The 14619-nt window shown below is 57.7% G+C and carries 15 protein-coding genes; 3 read left to right on the top strand and 12 right to left on the bottom strand.

Annotated features, from left to right (window positions below; translation table 11 throughout):
- Positions 1-41 precede the first annotated feature (41 nt).
- Positions 42-950 carry an Rpn family recombination-promoting nuclease/putative transposase gene (locus CDA56_RS02365; RefSeq protein ID WP_104011292.1) on the top strand — a complete coding sequence of 303 codons (909 nt, stop codon included), beginning with the start codon at positions 42-44 and terminating at the stop codon, positions 948-950.
- Between the two features lie 41 nt (positions 951-991).
- Here CDA56_RS02365 and rhtC read toward each other — a convergent pair whose 3' ends face one another.
- From rhtC to pldA, 3 genes are all read right to left on the bottom strand, one after another.
- Positions 992-1615 (bottom strand): threonine export protein RhtC, encoded by a 624-nt coding sequence (gene rhtC, locus CDA56_RS02360; RefSeq protein WP_004097571.1) that lies wholly within the window; start codon positions 1613-1615, stop codon positions 992-994.
- A 61-nt stretch (positions 1616-1676) separates the two neighbouring features.
- Positions 1677-3503, bottom strand: coding sequence for an ATP-dependent DNA helicase RecQ (recQ, locus tag CDA56_RS02355; RefSeq protein ID WP_103815093.1), 1827 nt, complete (start codon positions 3501-3503; stop codon positions 1677-1679).
- Positions 3504-3570: 67 nt separating this feature from the next.
- The gene (pldA, locus tag CDA56_RS02350) at positions 3571-4443 is read right to left on the bottom strand and encodes a phospholipase A (RefSeq protein ID WP_004097569.1); all 873 of its coding nucleotides are present in this window, start codon (positions 4441-4443) and stop codon (positions 3571-3573) included.
- A gap of 155 nt (positions 4444-4598) precedes the next feature.
- Here pldA and yigI point away from each other — a divergent pair, with 155 nt between their 5' ends.
- Positions 4599-5063 (top strand): acyl-CoA thioesterase YigI, encoded by a 465-nt coding sequence (gene yigI, locus CDA56_RS02345; protein ID WP_004097567.1) that lies wholly within the window; start codon positions 4599-4601, stop codon positions 5061-5063.
- A gap of 49 nt (positions 5064-5112) precedes the next feature.
- Positions 5113-6006, top strand: coding sequence for an EamA family transporter RarD (gene rarD / locus CDA56_RS02340; protein WP_014227470.1), 894 nt, complete (start codon positions 5113-5115; stop codon positions 6004-6006).
- A gap of 41 nt (positions 6007-6047) precedes the next feature.
- Here the strand turns inward: rarD and corA are convergent, their stop codons facing one another.
- The 9 genes from corA to pdxR form a co-directional block, all read right to left on the bottom strand.
- Positions 6048-6998 (bottom strand): magnesium/cobalt transporter CorA, encoded by a 951-nt coding sequence (gene corA / locus CDA56_RS02335; RefSeq protein WP_004097564.1) that lies wholly within the window; start codon positions 6996-6998, stop codon positions 6048-6050.
- Between the two features lie 149 nt (positions 6999-7147).
- Positions 7148-7204 (bottom strand): YsgD/CorL family protein, encoded by a 57-nt coding sequence (gene ysgD / locus CDA56_RS31640; RefSeq protein WP_349817343.1) that lies wholly within the window; start codon positions 7202-7204, stop codon positions 7148-7150.
- Positions 7205-7352: 148 nt separating this feature from the next.
- The gene (gene uvrD / locus CDA56_RS02330) at positions 7353-9515 is read right to left on the bottom strand and encodes a DNA helicase II (RefSeq protein WP_102803858.1); all 2163 of its coding nucleotides are present in this window, start codon (positions 9513-9515) and stop codon (positions 7353-7355) included.
- A 77-nt stretch (positions 9516-9592) separates the two neighbouring features.
- Positions 9593-10309, bottom strand: a complete 717-nt coding sequence (gene yigB, locus CDA56_RS02325) for a 5-amino-6-(5-phospho-D-ribitylamino)uracil phosphatase YigB (protein ID WP_014227468.1) — start codon at positions 10307-10309, stop codon at positions 9593-9595.
- The gene (xerC, locus tag CDA56_RS02320) at positions 10309-11211 is read right to left on the bottom strand and encodes a tyrosine recombinase XerC (protein WP_064375211.1); all 903 of its coding nucleotides are present in this window, start codon (positions 11209-11211) and stop codon (positions 10309-10311) included. Before xerC ends, yigB begins: the two co-directional genes overlap by 1 nt.
- On the bottom strand, positions 11208-11915 hold the full coding sequence (locus CDA56_RS02315; protein ID WP_102803857.1) for a DUF484 domain-containing protein: 708 nt from the start codon (positions 11913-11915) through the stop codon (positions 11208-11210). Before CDA56_RS02315 ends, xerC begins: the two co-directional genes overlap by 4 nt.
- Entirely contained in the window at positions 11912-12736 is an 825-nt protein-coding gene (gene dapF / locus CDA56_RS02310) for a diaminopimelate epimerase (protein ID WP_004127458.1), read from the bottom strand. The genes CDA56_RS02315 and dapF overlap by 4 nt, the downstream gene beginning before the upstream one ends.
- 25 nt (positions 12737-12761) lie before the next feature.
- On the bottom strand, positions 12762-12965 hold the full coding sequence (gene lptM / locus CDA56_RS02305; RefSeq protein WP_009651708.1) for an LPS translocon maturation chaperone LptM: 204 nt from the start codon (positions 12963-12965) through the stop codon (positions 12762-12764).
- A gap of 163 nt (positions 12966-13128) precedes the next feature.
- The gene (gene pdxR / locus CDA56_RS02300; protein WP_009651706.1) at positions 13129-14589 is read right to left on the bottom strand and encodes a MocR-like pyridoxine biosynthesis transcription factor PdxR; all 1461 of its coding nucleotides are present in this window, start codon (positions 14587-14589) and stop codon (positions 13129-13131) included.
- Positions 14590-14619: the final 30 nt, after the last annotated feature.

Here is a 14619-nt window from a genome sequence, read left to right as displayed (position 1 = left end):
GCCAGAATGCCGCCAGATTCTCTTCTTCATGGACGAAAACGATGGCGGAAGCGGCAACCCCTCACGATGCGGTATTCAGAACTTTTCTCTCCCGTGTGGAAACCGCACGGGATTTTATCGAGATCCATCTGCCCCCCTCACTCATGCAAATTTGCAAACTGGATACCCTACGCCTTGAGTCAGGAAGCTTTATTGAAGATGATCTGCGCCCCTACTACAGCGATATCCTCTATTCTCTGGAAACGACCAGTGGTTGCGGCTATGTTCACGTTCTGATTGAACATCAAAGTTCGCCAGATAAATTAATGGCGTTTCGTTTAATGCGCTATGCCATCGCTGCTATGCAGCGGCACATAGAAGAAGGGCATAAAACGCTACCTCTGGTGATCCCGATTCTTTTTTATCAGGGACGGCGAAGCCCCTATCCCTGGTCGCTGGGCTGGCTGGAGAACTTTGCCGATCCGGATACTGCGCGCCAGATTTACTCCACCGCCTTTCCGCTGGTGGACATCACCGTTATTCCCGATGACGAAATCATGGAGCACCGGAGTATGGCGGCCCTGACGCTGGTACAAAAGCATATATGGCAGCGCGATATGGCCGAGCTCGTCGACAAGCTCACCAGCCTGCTGTTGCTGGAACAGATGAGCAGACAACAAATTACCGTACTGATAAAATATATGGCCCTGGCGGGAGAAGAGCAGGATGTTCGGCCGCTATTATATGAGCTGGCACAGCGGGTGCCGCAACATGGAGGTGTACTGATGACTCTGGCAGAAAAGTGGCTTGAGGAAGGTATGCAGAAGGGCATTAAGGAAGGCATAAAAGAGGGCAAACGCGCTGCGCTTCTTAACGTCGCAAAGGCCATGCTCGAGCGGGGCATTGATACTACTGCGGTTATGGAAATGACCGGTCTGACGTCCGACGATTTGCAGCAGCTGCGTCATTAATATCCGGCCCGCCCATAACCCTTGGGCGGGCCGCAGAACGCTTAGCGCGAAATAATCAGGTGAATACCAAACCCGGCAAACAGAGTACCGGCAATGCCGTCTATCCACTTCGCCATCCGCTGATAGCCACGGCGCATGCCCGGGAGGGCGAACAGGCTGGCGACCACCGTAAACCAGGCCAGCGTCTCCAGAACAATCAGCAGGAAAATCCCCCAGCGCGCGCCGGAACTGACGCTGTCGCCGACAAACAGCGAGAACACGGAGCCAAAATAGATAATCGCTTTTGGGTTAGCCAGATTGGTCAGCAGCCCTTTCAGGAAGCTCCGGCCGCTGCGCGCCAGTTCGACCTGAGGCTCTACCGCCGCTGCCGCTTCGCTTTTTTTCAGCGCGCCGCGCAGCATCTGGAAGCCCATCCAGCACAGATACAGACCGCCGCCGACCATAATAATGGTATGCAGCCAGGCCATCTTCTCGATAATCAGGTTCAGGCCGAGCAGCGCTACGCCCGCCCATACCATCACTCCGCAGGTGATCCCCAGCACGCCCATCATCGCCTCTTTGCGGGAGCGGCTAACGGCGGTTTGTGAAACAAAGAAGAAGTCCGGGCCAGGACTCATCAGCGCAATGATATGCACCAGCGCCACGGTGAAAAAAAGCGTCAACATAATTAACTCGCAGGAAAATAGTCAGGACGAAAACTATATTTACACTTTTTCGTCTGGCTGACTACTCATCATCGCCATCCACGTGAGCGCGGATCAGGGCCATAAACTCTTTACCAAAACGCTCAAGCTTACGCGTGCCAACGCCGTTGACGCTGAGCATCTCCCCGGCCGTCAGCGGCGTTTGCTCAGCCATTTCAATTAGCGTCGCATCGTTAAACACCACGTAGGGCGGGATATTCTCTTCGTCGGCAATCGCCTTACGCAGTTTGCGCAGCTTGGCGAACAGCTTGCGATCGTAATTACCGCCAAAGGATTTCTGCATCGCTTTCGGCTTCAGCGCCACAATACGCGGCACGGCAAGCTGTAGCGTCACGTCGCCGCGCAGGACCGGACGCGCGGCCTCGGTAAGCTGTAGCGCAGAGTGCTGGGCTATATTCTGCGTAACCAGGCCTAAATGAATAAGCTGACGGATAACGCTGACCCAATGCTCGTGGCTCTGTTCGCGCCCAATGCCGTAGACCGGCAGCTTGTCGTGCCCCATATCGCGAATACGCTGGTTATTGGCGCCGCGCAGCACTTCCACCACGTACCCCATACCAAAGCGCTGGTTGACGCGGTAAATCGTCGACAGCGCCTTACGCGCGTCCATTAAACCGTCGTACTGTTTCGGCGGGTCGAGGCAGATATCGCAGTTGCCGCAGGGCTCCTGGCGCCCCTCGCCAAAGTAGTTGAGCAGCACCAGACGGCGGCAGGTTTGCGCTTCGGCAAAGGCCCCCATCGCGTTGAGCTTATGGCGTTCAATGTCCTGCAGCGGCCCGGCGGGTTTCTCCTCAAGGCAGCGTCGGAGCCACGCCATATCCGCCGGATCGTAAAACAGCATCGCCTCGGCAGGCAGCCCATCGCGCCCGGCGCGGCCGGTCTCCTGGTAATAGGATTCAATATTGCGGGGGATATCGAAATGCACCACAAAACGGACGTTCGGTTTGTTGATACCCATACCGAAGGCTACCGTCGCCACCACGATTTGCAGGTCGTCGCGCTGGAATTTTTCCTGCACGTCGGCGCGGATATGGTTTTCCAGCCCGGCGTGATAGGCCGCGGCGCTGATACCGCGGCTTTGCAGGCGAGCGGCGGTGTCTTCCACTTTTGAGCGGCTATTGCAGTAGATAATGCCCAACTTACCGCGCTGGTCCTGCACGTAGCGCATCAGCTGATCCAGCGGCTTAAACTTCTCCATCAGCATATAGCGGATGTTGGGTCGGTCGAAGCTGCTGACCTGAATGAGCGGGTCGTTTAGGTCCAGCAGGCGAACAATGTCGCGACGCGTCGTGTCATCGGCGGTGGCGGTCAGCGCCATAAACGGGATTTGCGGTATCCGCTGGCGCAGCTGCCCTAACGCGGCGTATTCCGGACGGAAATCGTGCCCCCACTGGGAAATACAGTGCGCCTCGTCCACCGCCACCATCGACAGATTCCAGTGCGTAAGATGCTCAAGGAAGTTATCCAGCATCAGGCGCTCCGGGGCGATATACAGCAGGCGAATCTGCCCGCTGCGGCAGCCGGCCATCACCTCCTGCTGCTGCTCCCGGCTCTGGGTTGAGTTCAGGCACGCCGCCGCCACGCCGTTAGCCAGCAGCTGATCGACCTGGTCCTTCATCAAGGAAATAAGCGGCGACACCACGACGGTGAGACCGCCCAGTACCAGCGCCGGAACCTGATAACACAGCGACTTGCCGCCGCCGGTTGGCATCACCACCAGGCAATCGCGCCCGGCCAACGCCGTATCGATAATGGTTTCCTGGCCCGGGCGAAACTGCTGGTAGCCGAAGGTCTCTTGTAAAACCTGCTTAGCCAGCGATTCCTGATTCAATACTTCCGCCTGCGCCACGTTGACCCCATATGCCTGAAAAGAAAACAGGCGCTATTTTCAGCGCCTGAGAGCCAGAGTGCAACGATTAAAACAGATCGTTGAGCATCAGCCCGACGCCGACGCGGGTCTGATTGAAGTTATAATCGATGAGCGACTCGCCATAACCGCTATAGACCTGAGTATAGACGCGCACGTGTTTGGTGATCGGATAGCTCACCCCAAGCTCGGCGCCGCCGTAGCCGGTATTCCAGTTATATTGCCCCTGGGCGCTGAGGATGGCGTCGCCCAGCTGATAGCCCACTTTCAGCCGGTAATACCCCATATATTTGGTGATATCCGGGTTATCGTCGGTGCTGCCAATCACGTACCAGGGCTTCACCTCAACCAGCCAGTTGCCGTTTTGCGCCATCAGCCGGGTATAGAGGCGGTTCCAGCTGCGGGAGGTGGGATCGGAACGGCCGTTAGAGTCGTGGTTATAACCCATCTCAACGTCGCGCAGCGTCCAGCCGGCGAACGAGTAATCGGTCGCAAACCCGAGGAACAGCTGCGGTTCATAGTTGGTTTCGCGAAACGGCGCGGACTCTTTGCTGTTGGAGAGCTGCCACCAGGATTTTTGCGTATAAGAAGCGCCCAGCAGCGAATTCTCGCCGAGGATCCCTCGCCACAGCGGAAACGCCAGGCTGAGCTGGAACTTCACTTCATCTTTACGCGCATTTTCGGCCCAGTCGTAGCTACGAATCGCTTCTTTATTGAGATCGCTGGTCCACGTATAGAGCAGATAGTTGCTCTCGTAGGGATAGAGCAGGAACGGATTATCATGGTCCTGTAACAGGTTGGCGATAATGCTCCCGCGAACGACCGGAGCGTCGTGGACCTGTTTATTCACCGGCGCGTCCTGCGCCAGAACGCCGGCCGGAAGCGCAACAAGCGCCAGCAGGCAGGCCAAAGAGATACGCATTGCTGTTCTCCTGGATGGATATTTATTATTTCTGTTTAACCCAGGCAGCATTCTACCTATTTATGCGGCATCTGACCTGTTATCCGTTCTTAAAGTAGAAATCAATATTTTAGAAGCATAAAATCAACATTTCATTAACTTATGGAAGTGTTGTTATGTCTGAACTGACCGCCGCCGCCGCCCTGAAGCTGGTGGGAGAGATCTTCGTCTACCATATGCCGTTTAATCGTGCCTTAGGGCTGGAGCTGGAGCGCTATGAAAAGGAGTTTGCCCAGCTGAGTTTCAACAATCAGCCGATGATGGTGGGCAACTGGGCGCAGAGCATTTTACATGGCGGCGTGATCGCCTCAGCGCTGGACGTCGCTGCGGGGCTGGTATGCGTCGGCAGCACGCTGACTCGCCACGACACCATCAATGAAGAAGAGCTGCGCCAGCGCCTGTCGCGGATGGGCACTATCGATCTGCGCGTCGACTACCTGCGTCCGGGCCGCGGGGAACGCTTTACCGCCACCAGCAGCCTGCTGCGAGCCGGTAATAAAGTGGCGGTGGCCCGCGTCGAGCTGCATAACGAAGAGCAGGTGTATATCGCCAGCGCCACGGCGACGTATATGGTGGGTTGATCGGCCTAAATCGAGTAACATCTCTCTCTTTGGCAATGGATTTGTACCGATGGACGCTAAACAAACGCGGGTGGGGATTCTTCTGGCCCTGGCCGCCTATTTTATCTGGGGTATCGCGCCGGCGTACTTCAAGCTTATCTACTATGTTCCCGCCGATGAAATTCTGACTCACCGCGTGATCTGGTCCTTCTTCTTCATGGTCGCGCTGATCAGCATCAGCCGTCAGTGGCCGCAGGTCAAAAGGCTGCTGAAAACGCCGAAAAAGGTGTTCCTGCTGGCGCTCTCTGCGGTGCTGGTGGGCGGCAACTGGCTGCTGTTTATCTGGGCGGTGAATAACCATCATATGCTGGAAGCCAGCCTGGGCTATTTTATCAATCCGCTGGTGAATATTCTGCTGGGGATGATCTTCCTCGGGGAGCGCTTTCGCCGGATGCAGTGGCTGGCGGTGCTGCTGGCCGCCTGCGGCGTGCTGGTACAGCTCTGGACCTTCGGCTCGCTGCCGATTATCGCGCTGGGCCTGGCGTTCAGCTTCGCTTTTTACGGCCTGCTGCGTAAAAAGATCGCCGTGGATGCGCAAACCGGGATGCTGTTTGAGACGCTCTGGCTGCTGCCGGTTGCTGCGATTTATCTGTTTGGTATTGCCGATAGCCCGACCAGCCACATGGGGCAGAATCCGTGGTCGCTGAACCTGCTGCTGATGGCGGCGGGCGTGGTCACCACCATCCCGCTGCTGTGCTTTACCGGCGCGGCGACGCGTCTGCGCCTCTCCACGCTGGGATTTTTCCAGTATATCGGCCCGACGCTGATGTTCCTGCTGGCGGTAACCTTCTACGGCGAAGTGCCGGGCGCGGATAAAATGGTAACCTTCGCCTTTATCTGGGTGGCGCTGGCGATTTTCGTGATGGATGCGGTTTACACAATACGCCGTACGCGTAGGGCATAAAACCAAGCTGGTACGCAAAAAAGGAGCCGAAGCTCCTTTTTTTACAGCCAGTTTTTACGCTTAAAGTACAGATACGGCGCCAGGCCGGCGAGCATCATAAAGACAATCGCGCCGGGATAGCCAAAGCTCCAGTGCAGTTCAGGCATAAACTCAAAGTTCATCCCATAGCTGGAAGCCACCAGCGTCGGCGGCAGGAACACCACGGAGACCACCGAGAAGATCTTGATGATGCGGTTCTGCTCAATGTTGATAAAACCCATCGCCGCCTGCATCAGGAAGTTAACCTTCTGGAACAGCGACTCGTTGTGCGGCAGCAGGGATTCGATGTCGCGCAGGATCTCCCGCGCCTGCTCCAGCTGACCGGCCGGAAGGCGGGCTTTGCGCACGAGGAAGTTCAGCGCACGCTGGGTATCCATCAGACACAGGCGGACTTTCCAGCCGATATCTTCCTGCTCCGCCAGCGTCGAGAGCGCCTCATCGTAATCATCGCCCTGACGGCCTTCCATGATCACCCGGCTGAGCTTTTCCAGGTCGCTATAGATGTTTTCAATTTCATCCGCCAGCTGCTCGATTTTGGTTTCGAACAGGTCCAGCAGCAGCTCGTAAGCGTTGCCGTCCACCATCGACTGGCTGCGGGCGCGCATGCGATAGAGGCGGAAAGCGGGCAGCTCCCGTTCGCGCAGGGTGAACAGACGCCCTTCGCGGATAGTAAACGCGACGGTAGAGTTACCGGCGTGATCCTCTGCATCTTCAAAAAAGAAAAATGAGTGGATATGCAGGCCGTCTTCATCCTCAAAGAAACGCGCTGACGCTTCGATGTCTTCCAGCTCCGGGCGCGTCGCCAGGTTCTGACCCAATTCCGTTTGCACGCGGCTTCGTTCATCGTCGTCAGGCTCGACCAGATCGACCCACACCGAACTGGCGAGGTGCTTGATCTCGTCGGCTTCCAGACGTGTTAAACGATTGTTTTCCAGTTGAAATGCGCTCAGCATGACCGGGACTCCCAATGCAAAAAATTATCGGACAGTTCGGTGGGCACACAGAAACAATTTGGGTTTCAGACCATTAAGCCTGACTCAGAGCGACGGGAATAGAACGGGTCGCCGACAACCGCTAAGGCTATCAGCATAAGAGGATAGCCTTAGGAGTTGTTCCTGATGGGCAGGAAATTGAGCCAGCATCTACTGGGTGTGTCCAAGGCGAATGTCCTCTTAGCGTAATCGTGCGCGCATGTTACGCCAGCGCAAAAACGGCGTCAACACGCAACGGAGCGCTAAAGAGCAAATCAAGCTCCTTAACGTATAAAGGTAGCAGAATATTACAAAATAATGATACTTTTCTTACTGTTACACTGTTTCAAGCCGGGCATACGCCGCGACCAGCCATTTAATCCCCTGCCCCTGAAACGCAACCTGCAGGCGGCTGTGTTCGCCGCTGCCTTCGAGGTTCACGATCGTGCCTTCGCCAAACTTGGCATGGCGCACGCGCTGGCCCAGCTTATAGCCGGTGTCGTTTTCCGCCATCGGCGTCCCCATCCGCTGATGGCTGACCGGACGGCTCACCGTGGCGCGCAGCCGCACCTCTTCCACGCACGACTCCGGCAGCTCGCCGATAAAGCGCGACGGACGGTGATAAACCTCTTTGCCATACAGGCGGCGGGTTTCCGCATAGGTCAGCGTGAGCTTCTGCATCGCACGGGTGACGCCGACGTAGGCCAGACGGCGTTCTTCTTCCAGGCGGCCGCCCTCATCAAGCGCCATCTGGCTCGGGAACATCCCCTCTTCCACGCCGACGATAAAGACCTGCGGGAACTCCAGCCCTTTCGCCGAGTGCAGGGTCATCAGCTGTACCGCATCCTGCCAGGTATCCGCCTGCCCTTCTCCCGCTTCCAGCGCCGCATGCGAGAGGAACGCCTGCAGCGGCATCAAATCTTCATCTTCTTCGTTGTAGCTGAACTGGCGCGTTGCCGTCACCAGCTCCTCTAAGTTTTCAATGCGCGTCTGGCCTTTCTCGCCTTTCTCCTGCTCGTACATCATGCGCAGGCCGGAGTCTTTAATCACCCGATCGGTCTGCACGTGCAGCGGCATATCGACGGTTTCCTGCGCCAGGGCGTCAATGAGCTCCATAAAACGCTGCAGGGCGCTGGCGGCGCGTCCGGCAAGCACTTTATCTTTTAACAGCTCGCGACAGGCCTGCCACAGCGTCAGCTGACGGTCGCGCGAGGTCTGGCGCACCACGTCCAGCGTGCGATCGCCGATACCGCGCGTCGGGGTATTCACCACGCGCTCAAAGGCCGCGTCGTCATTACGATTGGCGATCAGGCGCAGATAGGAGAGCGCATCTTTGATCTCCTGGCGTTCGAAGAAGCGCATGCCGCCATAAATACGATACGGCATGCTGGCCTGCAGCAGCGCCTCTTCCAGCACGCGCGACTGGGCGTTGCTGCGATACAGAATCGCGCACTGCTCCAGCGCCCCGCCGTTTTCCTGCCAGGTTTTGATGCGGTTGACGACAAAGCGCGCCTCATCAAGATCGTTAAACGCGCAGTAGAGCGAAATCGGCTCGCCGTCGGCGCCATCGGTCCACAGCTTTTTCCCCAGGCGCCCGCTGTTGTTTTCAATCAGGGCGTTGGCCGCGCTGAGGATATTGCTGGTCGAGCGATAGTTTTGCTCGAGACGGATAGTTTCCGCGCCGGGGAAATCGTTGAGGAAGCGCTGGATGTTCTCCACCTGCGCGCCGCGCCAGCCGTAAATGGACTGATCGTCATCGCCGACGATCATCACCTTGCCGGTATCGCCCGCCAGCAGGCGGATCCACGCGTACTGAATGTTGTTAGTATCCTGAAATTCGTCCACCAGGATATTGGTAAAGCGCTCGCGGTAGTGCTGAAGAATGTGCGGCTTGTTGAGCCACAGTTCGTGGGCGCGCAGCAGCAGTTCGGCGAAATCCACCAGCCCCGCCCGATCGCAGGCCTCCTGGTAGGCCTGATAAACCTTCTGCCAGGTCTGCTCAACCGGGTTACCGTAGCTCTGTATATGGTGCGGGCGCAGCCCTTCATCTTTCTGGCCGTTGATGTACCACATCGCCTGACGCGGCGGCCACTGCTTCTCATCGAGATTCATCGCCTTAATCAGACGCTTGAGCAGGCGCAGCTGGTCTTCGCTGTCGAGGATCTGGAAGTCCTGCGGCAGGTTGGCGTCAAGGTGATGAGCGCGCAGCAGCCGGTGCGCCAGCCCGTGGAAAGTGCCAACCCACATACCGCCCTGGGTGGTACCCATCAGTTGGCCAATACGATGGCGCATTTCCGCCGCCGCTTTGTTGGTAAAGGTCACCGCCATAATGGAGTAAGGGGAACAGTGCTCAACGCTCAGCAGCCAGGCGATGCGGTGTACCAGTACGCGCGTCTTACCGCTGCCCGCGCCTGCCAGAACCAGCATGTTAGTACGTGATGCCGCAACGGCTTCACGCTGTTTGTCATTAAGGCTGTCGAGCAGATAAGAAACGTCCATTGGCACCGCCGGAAATGAGACGCCCGGCAACGTTCAGTCCACCGGGCTACTGTTAATTTATACAGAACTACTGACGATTATATCAGCGAGGTCAGAGATGCCAACCGTGAAATTTCGATGTGCGGTAACAGGCGGCTGTCGGCGGTGCGCATCAGGTCTGCGCCCTGCGGTTTGATCCAACAGGCCTGCATGCCGCAGCGAATGGAGCCCGCCACGTCGGTCGTCAGATCGTCCCCGACGTGCAGAATCTGCCCCAGCGGCAGCGCCAGCCGCTCGGCTGCGAGATGATACATATCGGCAAAAGGCTTAGAGCGCCCGTCCGGACCGGCGCGCAGCACGAAGCGGAAGTAGTCGCTCAGGCCAAAAAGCTCCGGCTGGGCATTACCGTTGGTAATGGCCACCAGCGGCCACTTTTCCGCCAGCTGCGCCAGCGTATCGTGCGTTTCCTGCGGGACATCGATCAGGCTGCGCCAGTGGGCGAAGTTCGCCATCGCTTCCTCGGCCCCCGTTTTCGCCAGCGCCGCAGAAAGCCCGGCGTTGATCATCCCCAGCTCCAGCGCGCGGCGGCGCCACTCGGTGACATCGTGGTAAATTTCCGGCTCTGACGCCAGCAGCGTCTGGCGCAGCCGGTTGAGTTCGCTGGCGTCAAATTGACTCAGCGACGGGTGGTAGCTGCGCACAAAGCTCAGCGACTCATGCAGCGTTCGGTCAATCACCGGACGGTTGTCATAAAGGGTATCGTCCAGGTCAAATGTCAGTGCTGAAATCTGGCCCAGAGGTCGGTAAAAACGCATTATTTCCCCCGTTTGGCGCGCGGATGCGCCGCATCGTACACCGACGCAAGGTGTTGAAAATCAAGATGGGTATAAATTTGAGTGGTGGACAGATTCGCATGACCCAGCAGCTCCTGCACCCCGCGCAGATCGCCGCTCGACTCCAGCATATGGGTCGCGAAAGAGTGGCGCAGCTTATGCGGATGCACGTGGCTGTTGAGGCCCTGCTTAATGCCCCATTCGGCAAAGCGCTTTTGCACGTTACGCGCGGAAATTCGCTTACCCAGCTTTGATAAGAACAGGGCGCCTTCATCAGCGCCGAACAGGCCGCGCAGGTCGAGCCAGTGCTCAATCCACACCACCGCGTTGCGGCCAATCGGCAGGCGGCGCTCTTTGCTGCCTTTGCCCATCACCCACACCTCGCCGGATTCCAGATCGAGGTGCTTAATGTCGAGATTCACCAGCTCCGAGAGACGCAGTCCCGCGCCGTACATCACTTCCAGCATCGCCCTGTCGCGTACCGCCAGCGGATCGTTAAGATCGATATCCAGCAGTCGGTTAACGTCGTCGACGTCGATATTTTTTGGTAAATGGCGCGGTGTTTTCGGCGCCGAAATCCCCTTCGCCGGATTCGCGGCCAGTTCGCCCTGGCTCACCAGCCAGTCAAAGAAGCTGCGTAAGGCGGAGAGACGTAAAGCCAGGCTGGCTGGCCCCAGCCCCTGGCGACGGCTGCGCACCGCCAGGCTACGGACCTGGGCAGCATCGCACTGCTGCCAGCTTTTCAGCCCGGCGCTATCCGCCAGCGCGATAAGCGTCTCAAGCTGGCGGCGGTAGTTCAGCAGCGTTATCGGGCTCAGCTGACGCTCCACGCCGAGATAGCGTAAAAAGCGTTCTACGGGCGTAAACAGCGGCGAGTCGGTCATGCGCGCTCGATCCAGCGCTCCAGCAACCCCGGGAGCATCGACGCAATTTCCTGCAAAAGCTGCGTTCCCTGACCTTGCTGATAGTGCTGAGGGTCGCGACTGCTGAACAGCATCACGCCGGGCGCTTCATCTCCCCCCAGCAGCGACATCGCCACCGAACCCACGGCTTTTGCTTCCGGCAGCACCACCAGCAGTTCCGGGCCGTTTAATGGGCCAAGATAATGGCGCTGTTGCCTAAGACGCTGAATGCGAATCGGCTCAAACGCCTGACGGCTTATCGCCAGATGAGTGAATTTGGAGGGCGCGCCGAGCCGCCAGCTGTCGGGAAACAGGCGCACCGTGGCGCCCGCCAGCCCCAGCTCGCGCGCCCAGCGATGAAAGCGGTTCAGCATTTCATCAAGGCTATCGGCCGCCGCCAGCCGCGTCTGGAGATCAAACAGGCGCTGAAACAGGCTTTCGTTAGCCGTCGCCTGGGCCATCAGCAGCGTCATATTCTCTTCCAGCACGTTGATATGGTTCCGCGCCCGCGCCATGTGCCATTCCACCAGCGAGACCGAACCACGTACCGGATGCGGCACCGACATATGCTCCACCAGCGCCGCATTACGAATAAAGAATTCAGGATGTTGCAACAGATAGTCCACCACTGCGCGATCGTTCAGCTCGCTGGCGAGTTCCTGCTGTTCTTCCCCGACTTGTTTCATAAATGAATAAATCCGTCATAGACATGTGCCGCCGGGCCAGTCATATACAGCGGTTGGCCCGGACCTTTCCAGGCGATATCAAGACGCCCGCCGGGTAATTCCACGCGGACCTCCTCGCCCAGTAACCCCTGCTGGATACCGACTGCCGCCGCCGCGCAGGCGCCGCTGCCGCAGGCCTGCGTTTCACCCGCGCCGCGTTCATACACGCGCAGGCGAATATGGGAGCGGCTGACCACCTGCATAAAGCCGATGTTCGCCCGCTCCGGGAAGCGCTCGTGGTTTTCCATCACCGGGCCGAGCGTTTCCACCGTCGCGGTTTCCACATCATCGACCTGGATAACGCAGTGCGGGTTGCCCATCGACACCACGCCGCACAATACTGTCTGTTCAGCGGCGCGCATGATATAGGTCTTTTCCGCTTTGTTGGCGCGGAACGGCACCTGCGACGGTTCGAAGTTTGGCTCACCCATATTCACGCGCACCAGATCGTCTTCCGTTACGCTTAATACCATACGGCCGTTCGAGGTACTGACGCGGATGTCACGTTTATTGGTCAGGCCTTTCAGCCGCACAAAGCGGGCGAAACAGCGCGCGCCGTTGCCGCATTGCGCCACCTCGCTACCGTCGGCATTGAAGATACGATAGTGGAAGTCGAGCTCCGGATCGTAGGGCGGCTCAACCACCAGCAGCTGATCGAAGCCCACGCCAAGATGCCGATCCGCCAGACGACGAATCAGTTCCGGTGAGAAAAAAACATTCTGAGTTACCGCGTCAACAACCATAAAGTCATTGCCAAGGCCATGCATTTTAGAGAACTGCATCATCTACTCCAGCAGCGCGGAACTGTCAGTAATTCACCTGGGTCGGACCACCGCTATCACCGCGATCGTTACGATCCGGCGTAGAGCTCTGGATACCGCTATCAACCGGTTTAGTCGGCGGAGGCGCCGTTTTATCCGCTGGCGGGAAATAGAGCGGCCCTTTCAGACCACAGCCGGTGAGGCTGAGGACCGCAAATAAAACGGCAAGCGCTGGGAAAACGTTTTTCATGGATAGTAGCCCGTAATTCATTCTTTCTGTTTTCTATCATCGCAGGAGAAGACGTAAAAGCAAGCGTTTAGGGCAGCTTTATGACATCTGAAAAGCGGCTTTCCACCAGGGTTACAGCGCAAACGCGTTGGTGGATATACGCTGAGTATTCATTTTAGCAGGGTCACTGCCAGCATTTTTTTAGCACCTGTATCGACTGCACAATATCCGCTTCCATCACGCCGGCAAATCCCAGCACCACGCCGTAATGATGGCGGCTTTCAGGCGTACCGGGGATCCACAATGCGCTCAGCGGCGTAATTTCCACGCCTGCCGCCTGGGCCTGGCTAACGAGACGGGTTTCTGTTTCAGCATCATCCAGCGTAATCGCCGCATGTAGCCCCGAGGCCACTTCCGGCATCACGCCAATATGGCTCAGATGCTGATTCCATTCGGCCAGCAGCAGATCGCGACGGCTTTTACTGATTCTGCGCATTCGCCGGATATGGGGCTGGAAATGACCCTCCGAAATAAAGCTCGCCATCACCTGCTGGTCGTTCATTGGCGGCTGGCGGGTGGATAGCGTACGCAGCAGGTTCAGCGGTTCCACCAGCTGTTGCGGAACCACCATGTAGCCCAGGCGTAGCGCGGGATACATCACTTTGGAAAACGAACCGATATAAATCACCCGATGGCGGTTATCCAGCGCGGCGAGCGGCATCAGCGGCGTGCCGTTATAGCGATACTCGCCGTCGTAATCATCCTCCATAATCCACGCCTGATGCTTTCTGGCCCACTCCAGCAGCGTCATCCGCCGCGATAGCGAGAGCGTCGCGCCCGTCGGGTACTGGCATGACGGGCTCACGTAGACCATCCGGGCGTCGGGATAATCAGTCAACTGCGCCGTCTGAAGCCCCTCATCATCAACGTTAATCGCTTTAATATTCAAACCAAGGCAGGAGAATACGCCCGCCGCCGCCCAGTGGCAGGGGTTTTCCATAATGACGTCCTGCCCGGCGCGCAGCAGCAGCGCGGAACAGAGCATTATCGCCTGTTGTGCGCCAAGGGTAATAATCACCTGAGCCGGATCGCACTTCAGGCCGCGCGAGGTATGCAGATAGCTGGCGATAAGCTCGCGCAGCTGTAAATCGCCCGCCGGAACGCCGTAACCCATTTGCGCAATGGGTCGCCGCCGCCAGAAGCGGTTTTGCAGGCGCGACCAGGTATCAAACGGGAAATGGTCAATCGCGGGCATGCCGATGCGAAAAGCCTTCGGCGGGCCATCGTGCACAAAATGGCGATTAAACCGCGCCGTCAGCGGCAGGCGCGAGTCGACGCGTAAGGCAGGAATTTCAGGGACGTCGGGGCCTTCGTCAACCTCCTGCCCGCGATAACGTATATAGGTGCCGTCGCCCTGTCGGGTTTCAATTAAATCATCGGCATATAAACGCTCGTAGACCGAGACTACCGTATTGCGAGAAACCCCCAGCAGCCGCGCCAGCTCACGCGTCGCGGGTAGTTTAGCCCCGTGAAGACCGGGCGTATTCACCATCTTCTCTCTCAGGGCGCGATAAAGCTGCTCGCTACGCTTTCTGCCAGCATCCAGCTTTATTCCCGTTAAATCAAAAGGCAGAGCAACCGACAAATTGGCACCTTAATATCGTGGGTTTTTGGT

The sequence above is a fragment of the Klebsiella michiganensis genome (genome assembly GCF_002925905.1).
GTDB lineage: Bacteria > Pseudomonadota > Gammaproteobacteria > Enterobacterales > Enterobacteriaceae > Klebsiella > Klebsiella michiganensis.
Note: the sequence above shows the minus strand (reverse complement) of the source record. Positions and strands in the feature narration are given on the sequence as shown.